Here is a 23,108-nt window from a genome sequence, read left to right as displayed (position 1 = left end):
ATGCAGGCCGGAATTGGTGACGAAATCATCGAGGAAATCACCGAGAGGCTGATTAGAGAACTCTCATCGGCAATTACAGCCGGTATGAGTGGCTTCTTTGATCAACTCAGAACACAGATAGTCGAGTATTTAGATGGATTTTTCGAGAGCATTATCGACCCGATGGTACGGACGCCCGCTCCTGAAGGGCCGAATTCAGCAGCCCCTGTAGATATCGCGTTTGAATCCGCAACTAACGCCCCGTGGGACTCGCTCATCTCGGGCATCTACTTCGATGCTATCGTTGGGTTAGCGCTCGGCATCCAGTTCTCGGTTCTGGCAATGATCGGGCTCAGATATGGGTCGATGAACCCAGTTGTTCGGAAGAAACTCTTGCGTCGCATCGGAGTAGCATTTCTTTCGCTGTTCTTCTGGCTCCCAGTGGCTTCGCTGGGGACGCAATTCTTCGATGCCATCGGTAAGGCCACTTACCGCTCCGGTCAATCAACCACTGAAGTCGCTGCACTAATCGGTTCAGCCGAGCAAATTGCGGAACTCAGCCTTGGGATATTCCTCGTCCTCATTATTGTCGGCCTGTATGTCTACCTCAAAGCGGCGTTTATCTTCATCACTCGGTGGCTGCTGGTCTTCCTGCTGACGCTGTCGATGCCGCTGGTGGCGACGTTCTGGGCAGTGGAAGTCTGGCCACTCAATCGCTTCTCGGGACTGGCAAAGCAGATCGCTGGCGCATACCCGGGCGTCCTCGCTGCGGGCATCCCGCCTGCAATCCTGATCCGCATGAGCTTTGAGGCAACAAACTGGGGATTGGCATCTGAACTGTCGCTGTTCATCAGTCTCGTCACGCTGTACTTGGCGGCAAAGTCCCAGAAGGTCCTCATCCAGCGCAGTAGCCGCGTGGCAATCCAAGTCAGCGAGCAGGTCCTTGCCGGCGGGAAAAAGCCAGCAAAGATCGGCGCGGCGGCCACTGGTGCAGCGGCGACAGCCGGCGCTGGAGCCGTTGGTGGCCCCGGCGCAGCAATGGCGACGGGTGGCACGATTCGAGCCGCCTCAAGCGCTGCAAAAGGGCGTGTCGGCGGTGCTGCCACAGGTGCCCAGATGGTCCATCGCCAGATGGCAGCCAACCCCGCTGGAATGAAACGCAATTACGGGAAGAGCGGCTCCAATGGCTCCGGTGGCGGTGGGAACAGTACTGGCGGCTCTGGTGGCGGTTCCAACGGCTCTGGAGGCGGTAACGGCGGTGGCGGCGGTTCCGCTCCGCCTCCTGCCGGCAGCAGTGGCTCCGGGGGCTCCGGTGGTTCTGGTGGCTCCAGTGGCTCTAGCGGCTCCAGTAGCACCGGAAGCTCCAGTGGAACCTCCTCTGGAAGTCCGCTCAACAGTAGGTTCACCAACAACGGGAGTTCGTCCGGCGACTCTGGAAGCAACGATACTCCAATCAGTGAGCGTCAGACGGAGGTTGAGCGCCAGACGCAGATTAACTCCGGCGATACCAGAGTCTACGAGTCTGATGCAGACCCGCCGTTCTCGGATGGGGAACCCGACAAAAACGGGACCGATACTGACTCTGGTGGGTCCGAGTCGTATGACTCACTCAAGGATGTGTTTGCGACTGATGCCGATAAATTAGGGCCTGATGCATACCGCGACGGCCTGCCGCCTCGGGGGGATGACTACTGATGGCTGACGAACAAGAAGAGTACAACACGAACATCATCCACGAGTCCCTCGGAGACACGACCAACTTCTGGGGAGACTACACGCTCGGGGAACTCATCTTGTTCCTCATCCCGCCGTTTGGCTTCCTCGTTGGGATGGGGATGCCGTTCGTCCCAGCGGCGCTGTTCTTCCCCACGTTGGCCCTCACAGCGGTCGTCGAAGTCTTCCTCTACATCCTCCACAAAGTCCGCCCGGACCACTACCGGCTGACTGAGTGGCTACGGGTCAAACTGTTCTGGCTCGTCAAAAAGCGCCAGTACACCCACGGCCAGGGCAATCAGGATGCTCGGCAGGTCACACGGTTGGAGCGGATTATGCCCCACGGCATCGAGCGCGTCGACGGAGCATATGTCGGCGCGGTCGAGGTCGAACCTGCCAATATGTCGCTGCAAGACGACGAGAAGTGGAACAAGGCAGTCAAGTCACTCACACGCCTGTCTGAGTCGCTGACTGGTCGAGCAAAGCTCCACGTCACGACAGCGGAAGTCGACAACGAATCCCACATCCAGACACATATCGATCGGCTCGAAGATCCCGACGCGAAGAGCCACCCGATCTTCCGGGGAGTCCTGTTGGAGTGGGTCAACCGCTACACCGATGACAGCGGCAACGTTGAGACCGAAACCGAACTCCAGCGCAAGTACTACATCGTCGTCTGGGTCACTGACGGTGATATTCACGACCTCCAGATGGCCGATGACTCCATCGCTGACTATCTAGCCGGGATACCCGTCCTTGGGCGACTGTTCGGTCGATTCGACAGTGATACGCTGACTGATGCCGAGCGAGAGGAGTTCAAGGCCAAGAAACTCCACGACCGGCTTGAGACTGTCGACAGGGCAGTCAACAATATGTTCCGGTGTCGCAGCCGGTCGGTCAGCCCCCACGAACTGGCAAACCTGACCGAAGACTACTGGGCCTGTGAAACGCGGTCCGAGCGAGAGTACGAAGAGGCGGCCTCCGTCTCTCCGGTAACATACTCCGCTCGGGAACTGATCAAGCACGGCGAGGGTGCGGCAGCCCACGACGTCGCAGAGGGCATGGAGACCGACGACGTCGGTGGGACCGACTACGAGGTCGACGAGACGGACTTCGTCTCCCAGCTGCACAGACCGGGAGAGAATCATCGGTCGCTGGTCGCGCCGACGGATATCGAGTGGGACGCCGACCACGCCCTCCTCGACCAAGAGACGTACACACGCTGTTTCTGGATCGAGACGTATCCAGAGCATCCGACCAGCGGGATGTTAGAGCAACTGCTGCTGGATACGGACCTTGCCGTCGACGTCTCAATCCACATCGACCCCTACGACTCTGACGCGGCCGTGTCAGTCATAAAAGAGTGGATTTCGTCGCTGAAGATGCTGCAAAACGACAAAGGGGAGCTGGAAGCGGAAGATATCGAACAGGAGGTCAACCAGGCGAAGTACATCCGACAGATGGTCCGCCGGAACCACACGTCGCTGTTCCGTGTCGGCGCGTTCATCCGTCTGACCGCGGAGACCGAGGAAGACCTCCGGAAGCAAACGAACCGGCTTGAAACGCTGCTGCGGGACTCGCCGTCGAACTGCGGCGTCAAGCGAACGACCCGCCGGCAGGAAGCGGGACTGGTGACTGTCTCGCCCATCGGGGCCAATGAACTCGGCCAGAATCGGCTCTCCTCGATGACCGGGGAAGCGCTGGGTTCGCTGTTCCCGTTCTCGTCGAACTACCTCCGCATGGAGGACGGGATCGAATACGGGCTACACGGCCACAACGATTCATCGCTGTTGATCGACCCATGGGCGCTCGAAACCGGCCACTCAGAGCTGGTGACCGGGATGCCCGGCGGCGGCAAAACACACGGCACGCAGGCTCGGGCGATGCGGATGCTAAAAAAGCGGTCGGATGTCAAGCAGATCTACATCGACCCGGTTGGGGATATGCACGGCAGTGCGCAGATGCTGGATGCAAAGACGATCACAATCAGCGGCGAGACACCGCTGAATCCGTGTGAGATGCATCCGACGCCGCCCCATGTTCTCGAACAGTCCCCGGATATGCAGCCCGTCTCAGCGAAGAAAGACGAAGTGTACGGTGTCATCGAGAACTTCCTGCAATCGCGGGATGTCGATCTGGAGATGCACAGCGGGCTGATCACATTCCTGATCGACAAGATATTCACTGAATCCGATATCGACCCGGACGACCCCTCAACGCATACGCCGGCGAACTCGCCCGACCTGAGTGACTTCCTCGATGTGGTTGACCGCCTCCAAGAAGACCCGGGAATGTTCCCCGGCGCGACAACCGAATCTTCCCAGCAGAAAATCCAGCAGTACGCGAACGAACTCTCAATTGCGCTGCATCCATTCCGCCCGGGGAGTACGTTCGGGAATCTCTCGAAAGAGTCGGACCTGCGGTTGATCGATGACAGCAGCAAGGCTGTGTATCTGGATCTCCAGCAGGTCGAAGGCTCGGGCAGTGGCCTCGGCAAGCAGTCGTTCATCATGCAGTTGCTGCTGTCGACGCTGTACCAGCAGGCCAAGAACATGACCCAGAAGGTCGAGATCATCATTGACGAAGCGCACTACCTGTTCAATGACGCTGCGAACTTGGAGTCGCTGAACCAGATCGCCCGCCACCAGCGTCACGCTGGGCTGCGACTGGTGATGCTGTCCCAGACACTCTCGGAGTTCGAGGATAAGGGAGCCGCTGAGGAAATCGCGGGGATGTGCCCGATCAAGGTGCATCATCGTGAGCCAGAACTGGGTGATGAGACTGCGACAAGTGCTGGACTGACAGACGAACAGCAGTCCTACATCCAGCACGCCGAGGCCGGCAAGGAGTCGCTGGGTGACGGTCAGGGGTACTCGCAAGCGCTGGTCCGCGTCGACGAGCATGGCGACTACCCGCTGACGATCAAGACGTCGTGGGAGGAAAAGCAGATTATCGACCTCGACGCCGACGCGGAGGACGCGTTTGACGATGTTGTCGCCGAGGTTGACCCCCACATTGCTGAGTTCGAAGAGTTCGTCCACTCGGAAGCAGTCGAGCAAGAGCTAACGAATCACGGGTTGTCCCCGGAGAAGGCTGAGCGCGTTCTGGACGGACTGGACGAAGATGAGTTGGTGGATGCTGTGTCTGTGGCACTTGACCGGGCACAGCCGGATGCAGTTGTTGCTGATGGTGGTACCGAGGCAGAGACTGATTCGGAGTTCGACAATACGGAGTGATTCACATGAGTGAAAAAGTCACACTTCGGCTGAGTGCAGAGCAGCGAAAAGAGATCGTGAAGCAGGCTAACAAAGCGGGTGAAGGGGTTTCAGAGTACATTCTGAAAGCCACGGAACGGCGTATTTCGAGGGAACTACAGGAACAGCGTGCGGGGGAATTAAATCTTGGATCGGAACTGGAGTACATCGCTGATGCCGTCGTAGAGGACGTTGAGGAAGCAACAAACGTTGATACGGATCAGGAACTGTTCTACTCGGTCGCTCTGTGGGATTTGATTTCCTCTGAGTTCCCGGCAGAGAGGCGCGCTACTGCGATGGAGGAAGCGACAGGGAAACTCGAGGAAGAGGTTGAAAGAATCCGAAACAAGGAGGGTCAGGAATGACTGAGAGAGATACTCTGCTCCAGATTTATACGAGCGAGGAGAACAAAGAATTGTTTGACCAGTTGGCTGACGCCGCGGGGACATCCACCTCCGAATACGGACACGAGGTTATCGAGGACTACGTTGAATGGGAGACTGGAGAGAATCAGTATCAGCGGTACAGTACTAACACAAAAATCGAAGTCCTGCTGGAGGAGGCAAAGCGCGAGGTGACGGAACTGTTAGCAGAATTTGAGTCTGGATCAATGGAGGAAGTGAAGACCGTGCAAAAAGTCCGGACAGCATACATCATCGCGATTTGGAAACTGCTCCAAGATGACTACTCAGCTGAACAGCGGCGGCTTGCGCTGAAATTTGCCGGCGAACACGTCGGACAAGATCCGGACACGGAGTCGCAAACACCAGATGAAGAAAACAACGCTGAGTCAGATGCCTCGGCCGCCACTGAGCCGGCAGGTGAGAGCGCATGATGCTGAAAACAGATTATCAGGAGAGTGGTGCAGGGAACCTCGTCGATTATATTCGCCGTGATCGCGAACAGGACGCCGGCGCGACAGTTGACCTCCGAAACCCAGCAGGACGAGAACTGTCCAACCCAGAAGTAGACCAATTCGTCGACAAGAGCCGAGAGTTCGGATTCCAGCGACACATGATCGTCTCGCCAGATCCCACGGGACAATACTCACCAGAAGAGGTGAATGCCAACACTCGGGAATTCATGCGCAGTGAGTTTGCCCAGCAGCCGACGACTGACTACGTGTATGGAGTTCACCGGGACACAGAGTTCCCACACGCACACATCGCGGCGACTGGCGAGCGCGCAGAGTTGGAGATGGATCGGGAAAATATCCGAGAGTTGCGCGAACAAGCAGCGACCGTGTATGAAGAGCCCTCCCGGACGAGGGACCCAACGACTGCTGCTCGCGATGCTCCAGAGAATCCCGGTCGGGTCGTCGATCAAGAAGCACGGGAGCAGTACCACGAGGCAGAGTTGTCGCTGAACCCCGACGCGGAAAAAGCGCTCAAGCGGGCGAGTGAGAAGAGCCAGCAGAAAGAGGTCGGACAGCCCACGGCTGAGAAAGAGCGCGCTGAGAGCAAACCAGAGTCACTCTCAGAGGGCGCTGCGGAGAGGGCTGAAGAACAGGCCGCAACTGAGCGCGAACCCGAAGTTGACCTTGAACGCGAGCAGGAACCCGAACGCGAAGTTGGGTGGTGGCAGTGAGTTCTAGTTCTTCTGCACCACCAGGACAACGCTCCGGCGAAGTCCCGAATAGCCTCAAGTACGACAACGTCGTCGGGTTCGTCTGGGCTGGGTTCATGCTGCTGTTCCCACCGATGATCGTCGACAGCGACAAGGTCCTGCCAAAGCGGTTCTGGGCGTGGCGCTACATCTACCTCGGCTTTGGAGTTATCAGCGCGGCGTTCTTCCACGACGTGCTCCTCGGGACGCCGAGTGTGGCACTGCTATTCCCGTTTGCTCACGTCTTGGCTGCTATTTCAGTCGGGACACTGTTCGCTGACTTCACGATGCCCGGGTTGTCGCTACCGATGCTCTCGTACTCGACCACTGCAATCCTGTATGCGATCTCCATCGGTATCGTGTTCTCCGGGGAACTGCTCCGCCGGACCTCGCCCGAAATGCTCGCGATGAACCAGTGGGACCACGACGACGGCGAGTCCGTCGTTCCGCTAGAAGAGGTCGGCCACGAACACGACGACGCAGAGCTCCCGTTCACGCTCGATCAAGATGTCTCCACCGCCGTCGTGGGCGAGACTGGAAGCGGGAAGACGTCGATGATGAAACTACTGGCCTACCAATTCCCCTATTACAGCGATACCGCGGTCATCGCTCACGACACTGGCGAAGACTTCCAAGCGTTCTACGAGGAACTGGGCTTTGAGGTTCAGCGTATCCGCCACGAAGATAGCGACGTAGTCTGGAACCTCTTCAAAGACGCTGACTCAGAGTCGGACTTCCGCGAGGTCGCCGGCGCGATCTTCGGCGAAGCCGACGGTCATGACCCATTCCATCGGCCCGCCAAACAGACCTTCGCGGAGATGCTGATGTACCTCCACCTGAGCGCACAAAAGAACAATCGCCGTCATGCGCTCTGTCACGCCGATATCGTCTCGCTGCTCAACGAGGGCCATATCGCGCTCAAGAAGGCACTGGACGAGTTCGACCGACTGGACTCGGGCCACATTGACCCTGACAAGGGGAAAGGCGCACAGAACGTCTACCAGACGATCAAGGAGAACGTCGATCCCGTCTTCACCGGCGACTTCGGGAACTACGGGGAGTTCTCCCTGCAAGAGTACATCGAGAGCCCGGAAGGCCGGGTCCTCATCATCGACTCGAACCCAACGGAGCTGGAAACGCTCGGGCCGATGTACCAGTTGCTCGTAGACTGGTCGATCCGGTATGCGATGAACGCCGAGAACCCAACGGTCCACATCCTCGACGAGATCGACGCGCTGCCGGCACTGACCCAAGTTACGAACCTCACGGCACGAGGCCGGAAACACAAAGCACGGGCACTGGTCGGCGTCCAGACAATAGGCCAACTCAAAGACACGTACAGTACGATCTCTGGGATTGTCGGCAACTGCCCGCAAGGCGTGTACTTCGGGCCGGGTGACACTGAGTCGACGGACTTCATCCTCGACGAACTCGGCGAGAGTCGGCAGTACGACCGCTCTGAGATGGTGTCGATGAGCCACCAGGGACGCGGCGAGAACCCACGAACACAGGCTCGGGACACGTACAAGGAAAAGGACAAAACACCGGTCACGTCTGGGCTGCTTCGAGACTTCCAGCCCGGTGAGTGCGTTGCAGTCTCGCGAACGACGTGGGTTCACGGGCAGTCATACGAACTGGCCGACGTCCGCGACAGCCTTCCGGCACAGGGTGCGGAGTCGCCGGGCAGTTCGGAGCCAGAGCCCACAGAAGATGACACCGACATCGAGAGTGACAGTTGGTTCTCGTTCACTCGTGCTCGACTCCATGAAGTGCTTTATGAGTCGGCTGGTGAGACCGACGACGAGTCCAGAGATAGTGGCCCGGATCGTGGCCCCGAAGTTGAGCCAACCGTCGACGCGACGGATGGGTTGGACGACGACGATTCCAGTGATCTACTCGACCAGACAACAGCAAACACTGCCGTTACGTCACCGGACACGGACCACCCGGACCTATCAGATAGTGAAGATGAGTTCGACGGTGGCAGTCACGATCAGCAGTCCGACGACAACACTGGGGGACTCTTCTCTGAGCCGGACCCAGATCCCAGCTTAGGTGGGACGGAGTCTGCCGAGCAGGAAGGCGGAGAATCACTCACTGAATCAGATGCAGAGGGAGACTCAACCGAGACTGAAGAGCGGGACGAAACTGAGTCAAGAGAAGAGGGACGCGACGTATCTGAGTTTATGTAATCCCTCGTTGTGAACCTGTTTCTGTATATAGCGTATCTAATACTTTTGTATCGTTCCGCGACCGTGATCCTCTCTACCCCGCCGGTAAGAGTGGACAGCAAGAATTTCTACCTCCTCTTCTATCAAATTCCAATACTTATCTTTATTCCTATCTTTATATCACTGAAATCGCAAGACGGCAGCGGTTTTCGCCCTGTTTGAATCACTACTGGTGAATTACCACTGTTGACTGAATAAAGTCCAAATCGCAAGACGGCAATCGAATTATTCATCGAAAACCGCCGATGTAAGACACTCTTTATCTTGTCCTTTGGTGATTCAGTCGCGAGGCGGGCGCTGGAAACAGCGATACATAGAGAATAGAACATAAGGACCAGTGACGAACGACGGACTTCGGATCGCGAGAAGCCCGCCCACTCAGTCCCAGCAGGATGTATTGGAATATAAATAGGTCCCAGCTTGTTCCCCGAAGTCCAATCGTGACCTGCACACGGTCGGGCAGCCCCACCGAGTATCATGCGAGTCCACTATGCCACGCACGTCGCCGGCCCGTCGACGTCGAGGCCACACCGATCATGACCGCACCCGAACTGAGCCAGCGCTGGCAGACCCACGCTCGGGGCAGACCCATGCCGACGCCGCACCGAACTCAACTCGTCGATCAACAACTGGCGGACACACCACTGTATCCGGAGCTTTATATTCGAATCGCAACACTTCTGATAGACGTTCCTTTCGTACAGTAATATACTCGCAATTTAGTGAGCCATTCAGCCGGGGAACTGTCCGATCTCCGGCGGGGATCGCGCCCGCCACTGCAGGCACGATTGGACCGGCGTGAGGCGCGCGATAGCGCCGAGCGCAGCGCCCCGTCGTCCGAGTGAGCGGAAGCGAACGAGGACAGGACAGACGAGCATCGCGAGTCTGTCAGTGGCGTCGCGCGCTGTCACGACACACCGCGCTTCCATTTGTTTCAGCCCGGCCGGCAGACCCACGCTTGCGATCCACCCGGTCCCCCTGTCGGGACTGTTCCTCGCTGGCTGCCAGTCGGCTCCCACCCTAACCCGGAGCTTTTTGAGCGATGCCGGCCAAGTGTGCATCGCACCGTTCTCATGTCACAGCAACACCTATCCCCAGAGCAACAGCCATCCAGCCAGCGCCAGATCCCGAGCATTGAAGCGATTGGGCCGGTCGTCGACGAAGTGATCGATATCGCCCGCCGAGAACTCAAGCACCCGATCAAAGTCCGCCTGTGGACGTGGGAAGATCAGGAGTTCAAAGTCCGCGTCAAGCACTGGTATCCTGCCGGAGCAAACAACCGATACGGATACGAGGCGATCATCCAGTACCACAGTGACCGTGAAGTGGTTGAAGGCTTTTTCGCTGAGAGAGACACAGAAACTGATGAGTTGGAAGTCTTGCTAGAAACTGAGTTTGGCCGTATCCCAGATCCAGTCGAAAAAAAGAGAGAGGGCCGTGGTGAATCGCCAGACATAGCTTGATTTCACTGTTTCATTGCCTGCTTGATGTTATGAACTGCACACATCAGGACGAGTTCACGAAATTCACCGTACCAAGTTCGCGCACGCACGGCGTCGCCGAGCGTGCGCTTGATCGTCGAGAAGACGGTTTCACACATCGCTCGTTGGCGGTATCGAGGCCCATCGATCCGCGCGTTATGCGCGTGATCGATGGGCCGGAACTCACGATGTTTGATCAGCGGTCTCACGTCCTTTTCGCGGAGTTTCTCGCGTAAATACATCCAATCGTAGCCTTTGTCCGCAGCGAGGCTGGCGAGGTCGCCCGCGTTGCGACGGGCGACCTGCCAGCCGAGCTGTGTATCGTGGCGTTTCTTGGTCGTACAGTGAACGTCCAGAATGGCTTGGCTTTCTGTGTCGATGAGAGCTGTCGCTTTGAGCGTCTGAACCCGGTAATTCGTCCGACGGCAGTAGTGCTTGCTAGCGTTTTCGCGGTCAAAGAACGTTGCGTCAATGGCAGCGTGACCGGATGGCTTGTGCTCCTGCGCCGACAGGCGCAGCAGCACTCGCCAAAGCGCTGTCTTAATTCTGTCAAACCACTTGACTAACGTGGAGTGATCGGGGAGATCGGCCGCGTTGAGGCCGATCTCCCCGAGTATTTGTGGCATCTCACTCAGCAAATCAAGTGCTTCTCGGTAGGATTTTTCCAGGTAAACCCGCAGACAGTGCAGCGACACCACCGCATACTCGGCGAAGCCGCCACCCCCTTCGGGGGCGGCGACTTCGCCTCGCTCACCAACAGCATTTTTAGCTAACTGAACCACTCTGCTCGTGAAGCGGGAGATCTTCGACATGAACCATCGGCGGTTTCCCGCTTCAGTCCACTAGTTCTAACGGTCGAAGCCGACGCTGTCCAGCGATTCACCAGAGCCAGAGAGAGTAGTTTGACCGACGTCACTTCACGACCTCGCGATAGCAGTCCTCGCAAAGCTGGTCAAACGACTCGTTGCGGTCAGAGTCGTGGAACGATCCCGACCGAATCCGGACCTCATCGAACTCGGCAATAAATACGTCCTCACAGCGTGGACATCGAATTTCTCCCATCTGATATCTCACCTCCCGGCGGCCCTGTCTGGCCGCCACCTGCCTGCGGCCACACAAAATCGTGGTGTGTCCATCCGGGATTCCGGGCCCAGAAAACAGCTAACCAACAGCTCCCTCAAAACCCTGTATTGTTGGTTAGGACGAAGATGCTCTTATTCACCGACGAGCGGGTCCGTCCACCTCCCGGCGGCAGGCCGGGATCGCGCCCGCCACTGCAGGCACGATTGGACCGGCGTGAGGCGCGCGATAGCGCCGAGCGCAGCGCCCCGTCGTCCGAGTGAGCGGAAGCGAACGAGGACAGGACAGACGAGCATCGCGAGTCTGTCGGTGGCGTCGCGCGCTGTCGCGACCCACCAGCCACCCAGCCTCAGTTTCTCCCCGGCCGGCTGGCCCACGTCCACGCACACACCAGGACTCCAGCCCTCTCACAGCCGCCACCAGACTGACCCACCCTGACGCGCTGATGCGGTGGCGCTCCAGTCCGTGCGCGCGGTTGCTCGGCGGCGGCCCGGCTTGCCGGTGGCCGCCGGCGAGCCGCGTGCGCGAGCACCGTCGCACCGACCGACAGGCCCCCGCCCGGTGGGGGACGCCCTAGCCGTCGGGCGTCAGTCGTCGCCGTGGACTATCCCGCGATGGGTGGCGGCTCCATGCTCGGTATCGAACAGGTCCGAACACCCGGACTCAGGACAGCGGGCCTTGCCCAGCGTCACGGCGACCGCGTGGTCACCGTCCCGCTCGTTGGCCCATGCATGGGTGTCAGATTCAGCCTCCCACGAGGCCACCGTCTGACTCTCACCGGACGAACCGAACATACTGCTTCCGTGTCCGGTCGGCGCGGGACCGTCGCCACGCTCGATGATGCACATCAGCGTGTCGCTCGTGACCGCCACGGTCTTGATGCCGTCGTACTCGTCTGGCTTGCCCCCGGAGATTCGCACCCGGTCGCCTTCGTGGAGCGTGCGGACCATCTCGCCGCCGTGCATCGACTTGCCCCAGACCGTGACCTTCGCGCTCGTGCCCTCGTCGTCTTCGATGTAGAGGACTTGGTACTGATTGCGGGCGTCTGGCTCGTCGATGATGTGCGTAACTTCGCCTTCGACGGTACACTCGTAGCCGTAGGGCGACAGATCCGCGAGAGGCGTCGGTTCCTGTAGTTCGTCGCGGGCGTCCCTGAACACGGTAAAGGAAGCGTCATACAGGGTATCACAGTCGCCCATCTGCCCGGAGACAAGGGCGGCGAGTCGCCGGCTTGCGGCCGCTCGGGACAGACTGGTCTTGTCTGCAAGCGTCGCGGCTTGCTGGTTGATGCGCGCCAGCGTGTCGCGGTCCATCCACTGCCGGGGGTCAGCCGGGGACCGGAACCCGTCGGCGCGTTCGGTTTCGGCGTCGGTGAGCTGGCGAGCCGAGGCTTCACGGTCGGCACCGTCGACGTGGGCGCGTGCGACCTCGGAGTGTCGGGCTTGCTCGGCTTCGCGCCCGTGGCGTTCCTCCTGCTGTTCCAACGTTTCACCAAACCGCCGGTTCGGGCCGACCTCGGTCGAACGGGTCCAGTCGTAGCTGTGATAGTCGTCTTGGCGGGCGTAGTAGTTGCCACGGCTATCGCTCCCCTTGTTCATCCTGAAGTCGAGTTCGTCGCCGTTCTCGGTCTCTGCGACGGCTTCTAGAAGTTGCTCGGGACCGCCCTCGACGTGGGTCGAGAGGGGAACCTGCTGGTTGCTGGCCGATGCATTCTTACTGCTGGAATTGCTAGCGTACATTGTCTTTCTGGTGCCTACGGAAAGACACTTGTCGGGTGCTCTAACACCCGATTTCTGCGGCGTGAAACTGCTCTGCCAGCGCCGCGTTCGTCGTGTCTTTCCGTACTTGGTTGCATGGGTGGATAATACTTAAAAGCACCGGACAATTCTGATTGTTTCAAGTGCAGTATTCGGATGTCTTGGCAGTGTCTGAGCGGCGTTTTGTGTTTCGAGTTTCGAGGGAAATCAGTATATAAATGGACGGTGGCTTGTGGACATCCCGGCAGGCGGTCAAATCTTGTGCGGTTGCGGTGAGCCAGCATCCCGCGCGGCCAAGCGAGTGCCGGATGGGTGAAAGCCCGGCAGCGCAACGGAGTGAGCAGCCCGGAACACAGGGAGCGCAGCGACCGTCCTCGTTCCGGCGAGGGAGCGCCGGCCGCACGGGTTCCCCAGACAAACCGTGCGCGAGCAAGGTGCACGTCGACTGTGCTGTACTGTGTTGTAGCAGTCGGGTGGGACTGAAAGGGGCACGCCGCTGGCGCTTGCTGTAGTCGGGTCAGCGGCCCCTATCCGAACGTAGTGAGGATATGTCGCTGAGCGACCGCCAGCGGCGTGGGGCTTTCAAGGTGTGCTGGGCCGATACCGTTACCGTTCTCGTGATTCCGGTCGCCATAGCAGTTCCACAATCTTCTGTACACCTACGGTAGCCAGTACTGGTTCGAACAGTAGTACCACGAATCTCTCAACTAGTGGTAATGCAAGCTCCGGTCTTTGTAGTACAGTGTCCCCCAACTCTATCAGTTGTACTTCTGTTTCCGCCCTCAGTTTGAGTGATACCGCAATCCCGATGTCACAAGTAATGAGGCATTTGACATCCATTCTTGTCCGTCCTTTCACCACTTTACGGACCGGCTCGACCAGCAACGAGAGTGCCGCCCAGCGGCGGCTGCACGGCGGCCAGAGACACACCAGCCAGTCACTTGTTCCTGCCCGGCTGTCAGTCCCCCGTCCGGCTCACACTTGCCTCTCGCCCTCTTAGTTAGCCTGCCAGCCCCACGTCGAATACCATCAGTCAGCCGTGCTATGTCACCCGACCGTCTGCCCCACGTTGAGAAGGCCCGACTACCAGCGCTAGTGTAGTCGTGTCGCTCTCGTCTTCAACCGCACGAGACGTCGACGTGCACGAGGACTCCCCTCTAAAATGGTTGTCAAAATATGGGTCTTGGATGTATTAGACACGCCGAGCCTGTATCGTCTGCCATTCCACGAACGGTCAAATAGACATGATCCTGGTGGAGAACAGGGGAACGGGAAGTCATTGAATAACCACCCAGTCATCCATTAACTGAGGCTTTTTATTCGGCGGGTGAATACGATTGAATAGTATAGATGTCGTCGGGATTGCGGCAGATTGAGTTGCTTGAACACGGGGTTGTTGAGACACAACCACCAGTCCAACACGCCAGTCATGTCGTTGGTGTTGATGAATCTGGGAATCAACACGATGGGCCATTCGTCATGACTGCGGTGCAGTGTCCACGATCATATGGTGAATCCCTGGCTGAGTTACTTATTGAACTCGGCCTCGAGCCGTGGAAGAGTAAATCAAGTTCGACGCCGGAAGGGTTGTCAAATACGGAGTTGTCCGGAAGAGTTGAAGAATTACTTACGTCTCTTGATTCCGGCCCTATTACTTGGTACGCCGTTGCGGGATGGGGGATGTATACTGCCGATCAACGAGCGGCTACAGCGTGCATCGTCGCCAGTAAAGCTCTAACTGGTGGCTCAGGGACTATGCCTGACTACCAGGGGCCTGCAGCACTGGTCCATGATGGTGGTGACCGGATGTACGGTTCTCGCCAAGAACGCTTTAGAAGAGCAGCAACGCGGCAATTCAACGGGTTTGGTGACCGGGTCACTCCAGTTTACCTCACACAACTCCAAGACGGCGATCGGGTTTATCCAGAACTGACGGCAGCTGACTACATTGCTGGATACCTCAGAAGCCAACTTCCCGAAGCTGGTATTGAGGGAATCGGTTATAATATCCAGAGAATTGATGATTCTTGGAATGTCTCAGACGACCCTCCCTGTACGCTATACAGCCTTCGCTCCCGTGACCGTCGCCAGTCACAACAAAGGTACGACCGTGCAGCTGCATGGATTGAAGGACGCCGACCCTCCACAGATGATGTATGGGGCAATCAGCCACTCCAGTCACTCGCTAATCGGTTACAATCTGAGGTTGTACGGGAGTACCTGCTGAATGAGTTGTAACGGAAAGGAACCGCCGGACGTCAGCACACGTGCGCTGTGACCGCACATGCTTACCAGGTCAGTCCCCGCCACAAAGGCAAGGGAGTGACCTGCGTCCTCATCCATAATTAGCGCAGGTGAATATAAAAAAGTTCGCTTGGTATCGATGATAACTGGTAAATCTCCTATATGAGCGAGGAGTCGGCCCAGATTTACAATCGGCGCTCATGTGTAGTACATTGTTGATGGAGAGCCGTCTTGCGATTCTGCAGTGAGTTGAGCAGATCGAGAACGTACGACTCAGCAGCTCTGACGGCAACCTACTGACTGGGATCCAAACCCGGAGACCATATCAACAATCTCCTACCGAAAAACGATTTGCCTACACCGATTGAGCAATTCAGTTAATCCTGAAGACTGGAATTAATACACCTCCTCTCGTGGGTGTTAATCAAGATGAATAGAATAATTATGGATACCAACTACTGGATTGCTCTGAAAAAGAATCCAGACCTTTTCAAGGAATTCTATGAGGTGTGTTCCTATGAGAGTGTAAAAGTCTACTTCAGTTACGGGAATTTCATTGATTTAGCTAAAGCCAAGGAACAAGACATCATGTCCAAAATCATCGTCGGAATTGCGGACTACTGTCTTCCGCCAACACCGACCCACGGAAAGAAATATCGCATTTCAGGGAACCCACTTTCTCTTATTCCAGACGATGATTTCCGAAGTTTTGCGAGGGAACAAACACAAGATCTCGGGATGGTTGAGACGCTACAGTACCTCTTTCGTTCTTCGGATTGGGAGCCCGTTGACGAATTTTATAACGGTATTGAGGAATATCGAGACTTAACCCAAGAATACGGATATGAGACTCTCAAAGGATTAGCTTTCAATGACCACTTAGAGGAAAAAGAAGATGGAGAGAAATTAGTCCTTCATCAGCACGAATTGGATATAGTGGAGTATGTGAAAGGGGAAGTCTACCTTCAGCGATTTCAGGAAATGGATCCTAATGAGAACCCCGACGCGAATGATATGGCGGATTTAGAGATATGTACTCAAGCTATACTCTCAGATTGTAGTATGCTACTCTTGGAATCCAAATGGGTAAACATCGAATTGATTGATAGAGTAGTTGAGAACCTTGAAGATGGAATAAAACCTAAAGTCTATGATGACTTTAACACCATGATCTCTAAACTGAAAGTCGAAAGTGAGTGAGACAAGAATAACTCTCCAATCAATCCTCAAAATAGCCTCATAGCTGATGCATCGGTTACCGCGTGAATGAACAAATGCAGCCACCTCATCTCATCAAAGCCTTGTACGCTGTTTTTGACAGAAATTGAAGAGAACGATTATCAGTGCGATACATCGTTTCTCTGTACTGATCGTTTCCGGATGGGCGTGACAACCGTTCTATGGCATCCTGATTCACATGAATAACAAGACCGTATTCACTCCAACTGCTATAGGTGAACGTCAGCGGGGACAATCCAGAGGCTATCACTCTCGCCGAGAATCCGATCGAGTTGTGTCCGATCGCAAATCCCGTCCCCGTGTTCCGTATATAGAGCAATTGCTGAACCTCTGGAGGCCCCGACTTGGCGGAAGGCATGCCGAGCAAGGTCTTTGTCGCGCATGATTTCCTCGTCTGAGTGCTCATTGAGAGCGTCTTTCACCCGCTTGAGATTGCGCTCGAATTCTGCCTTCGTTGCCTCCCAGCCCCGATCAAGTAGTTCTTGGCCGTCTGCCGAGTCGATGGGAGCTGCGGTCGGACGGTCTCCCCACCGAGCTTTGCCAGCAACAGATGTGGTCTCGTCATCAAATGTGACGTAGTAGTCGAAGACAGCACTAGAGTGTGGTCGGACGCCGACCAGGTGATCGAACGCCTGTTTCCCGGCCGTCACTGCCTCATCTTCTGTCGATGCCTCGACTATCGCGTAGATGATCTTGTGCATTGGACTCACTGTGTCCTGCCGACGCTCCACCGATTACTGCGTGCGTATCAGTCCAACGCCGGCACCCTCGCCGGCACACACAAAACGGACTGCAGGGTTCATTTTCCACACTCTCAGCTGTGGCTTTGGATTACTGTCAAAGGGAATCTATCTGTTACCATGGGGTCGGCCTTCGAAGACCTCGCCACTGGCCTGTGCCTGTCGATGCTGGGCACGAATGTCTGGTTGCTCGTCAGCTTCGCTGTCTGCAGACTGTTCGTCGCCGGACTGCTGTTCGGTGCTCATGTTCAGGAACGCCTCTCACCCGCTAGAGGTGCACAAAATTGCCGTGCAAGCAAACGGCTATCTTCAGTTCGACCCAGCGCTGACGGTGCGAGAATAGAGAAGAGGAGGTCACCGATGACACGTTCGCGGATCTCTGGCTGTAGACACAGCAATTAGATTCAGACCAGCGCGAATACTCATTTTCGGAACTGGAAAAGATGGCCCTGCTGACCCAGGCGAGCGTTAAGTAATTAGCCAGAACGCTCAATCAGATGGACCGAGTATCCTAGAAATGGATACCGGTCTATGTCTACTTTCGGTGTCCATCCACCCCCACCCCACCCCCATTCCCGAACGGTGTCGGGTCTACCGGCACTGTTCCTACACTTAGAAAGAAGCATCCGCCAGTCCGTTATCCGCATACATTCTTGTTGACGATTCGCTCGGCAGCGAACCGCTGGATCACTTCACACCGGATACCTACAGTCCCAAAGAACAGCGCACAGACCCGAGTACCGTCCATCGTGACGGGACTGTTGCTTCCGGGGAATCGGCATAGCCGAGACTCCCACGGAGGAAACCGCGCCGTGAACGGCCCGGAGGATGTCATCCGCCGGCCGAAGATTCGTGGAATGACCGACCGGACCGAAATTCAGTCAGTTCAGTGATCCGATCTTCGAGTTCGTCGATTTCCTCCCGAAGTTCGTCAGCTTCCTCGCCTTCGGTCGCCTCAAGTTGGTCTTTCAGCCCCTGTAGACGTGTTTCTTTCTCCTGTTCGTCCACGTCGGCCTTACGAACGTACTCGCTCGGTTCGATGTCGTAGACGTCGGACTCGGACAATTCGGTCACGTCGAGCGCTTCGTCGACCTTGCTGGAATCGACTGTCGTCAACCGTTCGCGCTCAATGCCGGCGGATTCAAACGCGTTCAAGACTAGTTCGTCGTCCTTGAGCGCCCGGTTCCGTCGCGTGGTCCGCTGGACGGAGCCAAACTGCCCAGAAACCGGCTGGTCGTGATGGAGTCGATCAAGCAAGACGCTCCGAACATCCTTCCGGAGGTCGTTGGCGTTGCGCTGGACGTCCGACAGCAGGGTGTAGATATTCACGAGCGCGGGCGTGTCGACAGCGTCGAGCGCCGTCAGGTCGTGGCGCTCGAGTGCGTCAATCAGCAAGAGCGCATCTGCATACACGTCCATATCCGGCTCTTCGCGCTCGGTCTCGTCGAGTTCCTCACTACCGCTTTGTGCTTCCACCAGTGGCGATCCCGTCGACTGGTCGCTTTCGGTCAGTGTTCCCGTCCGGTCGTCTATCTCAAACCGTGGATGGAGAGACAGAACAGTTGCGTACGGTTCGGCGTCGGGCGGCAAGCGGTCGACGTCGAATTCACCACGGGCCTCGCTTACGCGCTCGTACAGCGTCTCAAATTGGGCTTGCTGGAGTGGGATCGTCTCGTCGTCGTCTCGGTACTGGATCAGCACGCGGTGTTCCTGCACATCCTCGATGCCGAAGGCTTTGCGTGACAGCGGGGTAACGAGGGTTGCATCCGATGGGAGTGCGTCAATGTTATCGAGTAGGTTGTTCCAGGTCGGACCGAAGGTCATGGGGAGCGGTATGTGGCGACCGATGAAAACGATGGTTGCAATCACGGCGGAGCGTGGGTTCTGCGAGCTGGTTCAGAGCCGTCCTTTCAGCGACGCGTAGCGGTCGGATAACATCTCTGTGTCTCACGCTGACAAACAGCATCACTCGTCTTGAACCTCGTCCATTCCTGCCTGCACTCATCGCAAAGATAGCCAGTGAATTCATCTACATCATGACGGTGAACCTCCGCATCACTCCCACAGCATTCACACTTCATACCTCTCCGTTCAACTGTGGGGGACACAATATTGGTGAGTGGCTGGGTCACCGCTATCTGAACAGCCAGATAGCCGAGCCGCGGAATTCAGTTACTTACGTTATCTCTGTATGGCACTGCGGATCTGTTCGGCTAGAAGTTCGTACTGTTCAGCGGTCGCCTCCTTTTCGACGTAGTCCGTAGGGCCGACAGCGATAGCACTACCAATGATCGTCTCACGGTCCTGCGAAGTGAAGAAAATAACCGGAAGTTTCGGGTACTGTGCCCGAATCATCCGTAGAAATTCAAGTCCATCTACTCTGGGCATATCGAAGTCTGAAATAACACAGTCCGGCTTGTCGGCATCTATTATTTCTAGACCTTCGGTTGCATCAGTAGCTACAACGACGCTGAATTGTTCGTCTTCGCGTTCAAGAAACCTCTCAGTGAGGTCCTGAAAGTCCGGTTCGTCATCGACATGGAGGACTTGGATTGCCTCTTGAACACTACTCGACATATTTAGCTATTTTATGATATTTGCGAAAACAATATGGTCGCAGTTATTATATTTGATAACTGGATGGTTTTGCGCCCAAATCCGCGTCCCACAAATATCACAGCCAGCAGGTATCAGAGAAAGTTGGTAAGGTAGTCCGTTTCAGAGCTACTGATGACGAATCGGCTCCTTAGTGTGCAGCCCAACCGACCCGCTGTTTCAACCACTCGGCGAATAAAGAATCCGTACTCACAACAACCGATATCGCGTGGGACGGCTGGTCAATCTAAGTGCGTACTGACTAATTGGATCTGACCGGACAGCGGGCCTCATACCGGGGATTTCTTTTGCAAGGCTCCCCGAGATCACACATGATTGGAATAGGGACACTCATTGTTGCGGTTACAGTCCTCGTGACGATGACACTGACTCTCGCTCTGTTATTTCGCTTGTTGAGAGATGCTGATGGTCTCTGAGTAGTTGGTCGGCTCTCTGTGCTGACCGTATGCATAGAATTACCGTATTCATCACGGCTGCCATCGAGAGGAGGTGGTCTGCCCCAGACACTGTAGTCGTTAGATGAGATGCTCGACGGACTCGCCGTCGCGAGCTAATTCGGATTGCTCCGGCGACGAGTCTGGCGTACGGCCGGAGAACGACTCCGGTGAGACGGCCTGCTGCATCGCGTTGAGTTTCGACCGGAGTTGGCCGCTGGTTGAGCGCACGAGCTCGTCGTCAGGCCAGGAATGGACCTGCAGGCCGTCGAAACGCGTCGCCACCTGCTGGACCGTGTTCAGCTGGTCGAGGGCATACTCGACCCAGTACTGGTGACTGTCCTGCATCCGCTGGAGTTCTTCGACAACGTCGTCGTAGCCGGCTTGCTGGGCGGCGTCGAGACACTGCTGGAAGTTCGCGCCCCGTGGGTTGATTGGCTCGTGGAAGACGACGACCTCACCGAGCGCTCTGAAGTAGCTCAGTAGCTCGTGGAAGTCGTCCTCGTCCATGGTCGGATATGTGGGTGACATCGAAACGAACACGGACACACCGGCCTGTTGGAGCGTATCCAGCGCCTGCCAGCGAGTCATCGGTGGCGGCGCGTTCGGTTCCATCGCTCTGACGAGTGTCGCATCGAAGGACGGAATCGAGGAGCCGACCGTGATACGGTCACCGGCGGCCTGGAAGAGATCGATATCCCGAGTCACAGCGGGGCTTCGGGTGAGGATGCGAACGGGAATGTCGTGTGTGATGAGCTCGGCGACAGCGCCGCGAGTAATCTGGGCCGTCCGGCGGTCCTGATAGCAGTCAGTGCCACTGGACAACATCACGACGCCGCGACCGCGGTCGGTCTGCTTGCGCTCGCTGGGGTCACGCTCCTCAAGGATGTTGCCCAGCCGCTCCGGGAGGTCGTCCCGGTACAGCAGATAGCTTCCCCAGTCGGATTGTGGGTCGTCGACGCCGGCCTGTTCGGCGAGCATCTCATCACGGCTGTCGATAGCCGGTGTGGTTGGCACGTAGCAGAATTCACACCCGTGTCGGCAGCCGGTGGCGACGTTGATGACGTGATCACAGAGGCTCTTGGTGTGGAGATGGGACTCGCTCATGACCGACTTCGTCGGGTCAGTGTTGACCGTAATGCCCCGGTCGTCGTGGCTCTCGGTGTCGGTTGCACAGTCCCAGCACAGCAGGTCCCCCTGCGGGTTGGCGGCAAAGCGGTCGTTGAGTTCACTGTCACACTGGGTACAGAGGAGGCCAGCCTGCCAGAGGTCAAGTCGCTCGGTGGGAGCGCCATGCTGGCGTGAGAGCTCGCGCAGTTCGTCGAGCGTGGGCTGGTCCTCGAACGTGGCGACGGTCGACCCAGCGTGTTCGACGGCGTACGTCCGCTCGAACCAGCTATCGCCGGTGCCCCAGGTGAGTTCCATCCGTCTTGCTCCTACCTGTCTTTTTATACTGGACCCCATTAGAAGTCAGCCACGCGGAGTGAAAGTGAAACTGGATGCTGGGTTGGTTGCACACACTTATATCTAGTAGTAGACGAGAAAGACAAGATAACATATGACAGACGGCCACGAAGACGTACGAACGGGAGAGGACCCGACAAAGGCAATTCTTAGCGAATCGGGGCTCAACAGCAAGCACCTCTGTGACTACGTTGTCAATGTGGCGACAGGCTGTCGCCACGGCTGCAAGTTCTGCTATGTCCCGTCAACGCCAAACATTCGAACGCGGCCGGATATGCTCAAAGAGGAAGCCGACGTTGACAACGGCCAGAAAGAGTGGGGGAACTACGTCCTCTATCGGGACGATCTCGGCGAGCGGCTGGACGGGCATTTGGATCGGAAGCGAACGTGGCGGGAAACCGAGCGTGGGCAGGGCGTCGTTGGGGTATCCTTTTCGACGGATTGCTACATGGACGGTCGCGCTGGGAAGATTACCCGCGACGTCGTTGACGCTATCGCAAGCCACGAAGAGTACGTCCGGGTGTTGACACGGAACCCGATTCTGGCGCTACAGGATCTAGATGTCTTTCAGGATGCCGGCAAGTACGTGACCACTGGCTCATCGATTCCGTGTATGGACCCTGAGCAAGTTGGAGCGATTGAACCGAGTGCCCCAGCGCCTGAATTGCGGCTGAAGGGGTTGAAAGAATTCAACGACCACGGCGTGCAGACGTTCGTCAGTATGAGTCCGACCTATCCCACGCAGGACAAGGCCGACCTTCGTGAGCAACTCGAACGGGTCGCCGAGTGTGACCCGGCGGTTGTGTTCCACGAGCCGATCAACCCGCGTGGCGGGAACTTCGAGATGACCGTCGAGGCTGCTCGGGAGGCTGGTGAAATAGAGTTAGCCGAGGAGTTGGATGCGCTACGGAGTCGGGATCGGTGGGTGGAGTACGCGACGAATCATCTCCGGTGGGTGCAGGAGATCGGGCGCGAGTTGGATCTGCCGGTGCATCTGTGGCCCGATAAGCAGTTGATCAAGCACGTCGACGAAGAGACGGCGGTCTGGATGCAGTCCTGGCGAGATCGACAGTCGCCGGAAGAGTTTGCAGGGCGTGAGGTGCCGGCGGAGTCGCCCCCAAGTTATCCTGCATCACAGACAATTGTCGACTCATAATCTATACAACCAGTAATAAAAAATCCATTTTCCCTAGAGTTTATATTATTAGAGGTGTATCTCGAAGTGACTAAGCAGTTCTCTGATTTCTATACTTTGTCACTACCGAACTAAT

The 23,108-nt window shown here is 56.9% G+C and carries 19 protein-coding genes; 9 read left to right on the top strand and 10 right to left on the bottom strand.

Translation table 11 applies throughout. The annotated features are described in order from the left end of the window. From Har1129_RS04180 to Har1129_RS04155, 6 genes are read left to right on the top strand one after another with little or no spacing between them, the layout of a single operon-like run. Entirely contained in the window at positions 1-1,674 is a 1,674-nt protein-coding gene (locus Har1129_RS04180) for a hypothetical protein (RefSeq protein ID WP_151099550.1), read from the top strand. After that, a complete protein-coding gene (locus tag Har1129_RS04175; protein ID WP_151099549.1) occupies positions 1,674-4,928 on the top strand; it encodes a VirB4 family type IV secretion system protein in 3,255 nt (1,084 codons plus the stop codon). Before Har1129_RS04180 ends, Har1129_RS04175 begins: the two co-directional genes overlap by 1 nt. A 5-nt stretch (positions 4,929-4,933) precedes the next feature. Further along, a complete protein-coding gene (locus Har1129_RS04170; RefSeq protein WP_151099548.1) occupies positions 4,934-5,311 on the top strand; it encodes a hypothetical protein in 378 nt (125 codons plus the stop codon). Next, positions 5,308-5,781, top strand: coding sequence for a hypothetical protein (locus Har1129_RS04165; RefSeq protein WP_151099547.1), 474 nt, complete (start codon positions 5,308-5,310; stop codon positions 5,779-5,781). The genes Har1129_RS04170 and Har1129_RS04165 overlap by 4 nt, the downstream gene beginning before the upstream one ends. Continuing rightward, positions 5,778-6,533, top strand: coding sequence for a relaxase/mobilization nuclease domain-containing protein (locus Har1129_RS04160; protein WP_151099546.1), 756 nt, complete (start codon positions 5,778-5,780; stop codon positions 6,531-6,533). Before Har1129_RS04165 ends, Har1129_RS04160 begins: the two co-directional genes overlap by 4 nt. Then, positions 6,530-8,743 (top strand): type IV secretory system conjugative DNA transfer family protein, encoded by a 2,214-nt coding sequence (locus tag Har1129_RS04155; RefSeq protein ID WP_151099545.1) that lies wholly within the window; start codon positions 6,530-6,532, stop codon positions 8,741-8,743. The genes Har1129_RS04160 and Har1129_RS04155 overlap by 4 nt, the downstream gene beginning before the upstream one ends. A 770-nt stretch (positions 8,744-9,513) precedes the next feature. Here the strand turns inward: Har1129_RS04155 and Har1129_RS04150 are convergent. Further along, a complete protein-coding gene (locus Har1129_RS04150; RefSeq protein WP_151121201.1) occupies positions 9,514-9,738 on the bottom strand; it encodes a hypothetical protein in 225 nt (74 codons plus the stop codon). 117 nt (positions 9,739-9,855) lie between these two features. On the opposite strand from Har1129_RS04150, the gene Har1129_RS04145 reads away from it, so the two are divergent. Beyond that, positions 9,856-10,245, top strand: a complete 390-nt coding sequence (locus Har1129_RS04145) for a hypothetical protein (RefSeq protein ID WP_151102079.1) — start codon at positions 9,856-9,858, stop codon at positions 10,243-10,245. A 2-nt stretch (positions 10,246-10,247) separates the two neighbouring features. On the opposite strand, the gene Har1129_RS04140 is transcribed toward Har1129_RS04145, so the two are convergent. The 4 genes from Har1129_RS04140 to Har1129_RS04130 all read right to left on the bottom strand — a co-directional run bounded on the left by Har1129_RS04140 (position 10,248) and on the right by Har1129_RS04130 (position 13,082). After that, positions 10,248-11,075 carry an IS5 family transposase gene (locus Har1129_RS04140; RefSeq protein WP_151099542.1) on the bottom strand — a complete coding sequence of 276 codons (828 nt, stop codon included), beginning with the start codon at positions 11,073-11,075 and terminating at the stop codon, positions 10,248-10,250. Positions 11,076-11,175: 100 nt separating this feature from the next. Then, positions 11,176-11,325, bottom strand: a complete 150-nt coding sequence (locus Har1129_RS20405; RefSeq protein ID WP_191906251.1) for a hypothetical protein — start codon at positions 11,323-11,325, stop codon at positions 11,176-11,178. A gap of 152 nt (positions 11,326-11,477) precedes the next feature. Next, the gene (locus Har1129_RS04135; protein WP_151099540.1) at positions 11,478-11,732 is read right to left on the bottom strand and encodes a hypothetical protein; all 255 of its coding nucleotides are present in this window, start codon (positions 11,730-11,732) and stop codon (positions 11,478-11,480) included. Between the two features lie 198 nt (positions 11,733-11,930). Further along, positions 11,931-13,082 carry an SOSS complex subunit B family protein gene (locus Har1129_RS04130; protein ID WP_151099539.1) on the bottom strand — a complete coding sequence of 384 codons (1,152 nt, stop codon included), beginning with the start codon at positions 13,080-13,082 and terminating at the stop codon, positions 11,931-11,933. Positions 13,083-15,788: 2,706 nt separating this feature from the next. On the opposite strand from Har1129_RS04130, the gene Har1129_RS04125 reads away from it, so the two are divergent. Then, positions 15,789-16,544 (top strand): hypothetical protein, encoded by a 756-nt coding sequence (locus Har1129_RS04125; RefSeq protein WP_225307733.1) that lies wholly within the window; start codon positions 15,789-15,791, stop codon positions 16,542-16,544. Between the two features lie 248 nt (positions 16,545-16,792). On the opposite strand, the gene Har1129_RS04120 is transcribed toward Har1129_RS04125, so the two are convergent. From Har1129_RS04120 to Har1129_RS04105, 5 genes are all read right to left on the bottom strand, one after another. Continuing rightward, positions 16,793-17,284, bottom strand: coding sequence for a hypothetical protein (locus tag Har1129_RS04120; RefSeq protein ID WP_151099537.1), 492 nt, complete (start codon positions 17,282-17,284; stop codon positions 16,793-16,795). A gap of 147 nt (positions 17,285-17,431) precedes the next feature. Further along, a complete protein-coding gene (locus tag Har1129_RS20400; RefSeq protein WP_191906252.1) occupies positions 17,432-17,569 on the bottom strand; it encodes a hypothetical protein in 138 nt (45 codons plus the stop codon). Between the two features lie 585 nt (positions 17,570-18,154). Then, positions 18,155-19,147, bottom strand: a complete 993-nt coding sequence (locus Har1129_RS04115) for a hypothetical protein (RefSeq protein WP_151099535.1) — start codon at positions 19,145-19,147, stop codon at positions 18,155-18,157. 357 nt (positions 19,148-19,504) lie between these two features. Next, a complete protein-coding gene (locus Har1129_RS04110; protein WP_151099534.1) occupies positions 19,505-19,900 on the bottom strand; it encodes a response regulator in 396 nt (131 codons plus the stop codon). Between the two features lie 554 nt (positions 19,901-20,454). Continuing rightward, complete coding sequence (locus Har1129_RS04105) at positions 20,455-21,798, bottom strand: radical SAM protein (RefSeq protein WP_151099532.1); 1,344 nt, start codon at positions 21,796-21,798, stop codon at positions 20,455-20,457. Positions 21,799-21,931: 133 nt separating this feature from the next. Between Har1129_RS04105 and Har1129_RS04100 the strand changes: the two genes are divergently transcribed. Then, positions 21,932-22,993: a radical SAM protein gene (locus Har1129_RS04100; protein ID WP_151099530.1), complete on the top strand. Its 1,062-nt coding sequence runs from the start codon at positions 21,932-21,934 to the stop codon at positions 22,991-22,993. The last annotated feature ends 115 nt before the right edge of the window (positions 22,994-23,108 follow it).

It is taken from the genome of Haloarcula sp. CBA1129 (assembly GCF_008729015.1).
Classification (GTDB): Archaea; Halobacteriota; Halobacteria; order Halobacteriales; family Haloarculaceae; genus Haloarcula.
The sequence above is the reverse complement of the archived record's forward strand: the minus strand, read 5'-3'. Positions and strand labels throughout refer to the sequence as shown.

What these genes read in the sequence shown, in the direction of transcription:
- Har1129_RS04180 (WP_151099550.1), top strand. Translation starts at nt 1, where the DNA reads ATGCAGGCCGGAATTGGTGACGAAATCATCGAGGAAATCACCGAGAGG.
- Har1129_RS04175 (WP_151099549.1), top strand. Translation starts at nt 1,674, where the DNA reads ATGGCTGACGAACAAGAAGAGTACAACACGAACATCATCCACGAGTCC.
- Har1129_RS04170 (WP_151099548.1), top strand. Translation starts at nt 4,934, where the DNA reads ATGAGTGAAAAAGTCACACTTCGGCTGAGTGCAGAGCAGCGAAAAGAG.
- Har1129_RS04165 (WP_151099547.1), top strand. Translation starts at nt 5,308, where the DNA reads ATGACTGAGAGAGATACTCTGCTCCAGATTTATACGAGCGAGGAGAAC.
- Har1129_RS04160 (WP_151099546.1), top strand. Translation starts at nt 5,778, where the DNA reads ATGATGCTGAAAACAGATTATCAGGAGAGTGGTGCAGGGAACCTCGTC.
- Har1129_RS04145 (WP_151102079.1), top strand. Translation starts at nt 9,856, where the DNA reads ATGTCACAGCAACACCTATCCCCAGAGCAACAGCCATCCAGCCAGCGC.
- Har1129_RS04140 (WP_151099542.1), bottom strand. Translation starts at nt 11,075, where the DNA reads ATGTCGAAGATCTCCCGCTTCACGAGCAGAGTGGTTCAGTTAGCTAAA.
- Har1129_RS20405 (WP_191906251.1), bottom strand. Translation starts at nt 11,325, where the DNA reads ATGGGAGAAATTCGATGTCCACGCTGTGAGGACGTATTTATTGCCGAG.
- Har1129_RS04130 (WP_151099539.1), bottom strand. Translation starts at nt 13,082, where the DNA reads ATGTACGCTAGCAATTCCAGCAGTAAGAATGCATCGGCCAGCAACCAG.
- Har1129_RS04125 (WP_225307733.1), top strand. Translation starts at nt 15,789, where the DNA reads ATGGATACCAACTACTGGATTGCTCTGAAAAAGAATCCAGACCTTTTC.
- Har1129_RS04120 (WP_151099537.1), bottom strand. Translation starts at nt 17,284, where the DNA reads ATGCACAAGATCATCTACGCGATAGTCGAGGCATCGACAGAAGATGAG.
- Har1129_RS20400 (WP_191906252.1), bottom strand. Translation starts at nt 17,569, where the DNA reads ATGAGCACCGAACAGCAGTCCGGCGACGAACAGTCTGCAGACAGCGAA.
- Har1129_RS04115 (WP_151099535.1), bottom strand. Translation starts at nt 19,147, where the DNA reads ATGACCTTCGGTCCGACCTGGAACAACCTACTCGATAACATTGACGCA.
- Har1129_RS04110 (WP_151099534.1), bottom strand. Translation starts at nt 19,900, where the DNA reads ATGTCGAGTAGTGTTCAAGAGGCAATCCAAGTCCTCCATGTCGATGAC.
- Har1129_RS04105 (WP_151099532.1), bottom strand. Translation starts at nt 21,798, where the DNA reads ATGGAACTCACCTGGGGCACCGGCGATAGCTGGTTCGAGCGGACGTAC.
- Har1129_RS04100 (WP_151099530.1), top strand. Translation starts at nt 21,932, where the DNA reads ATGACAGACGGCCACGAAGACGTACGAACGGGAGAGGACCCGACAAAG.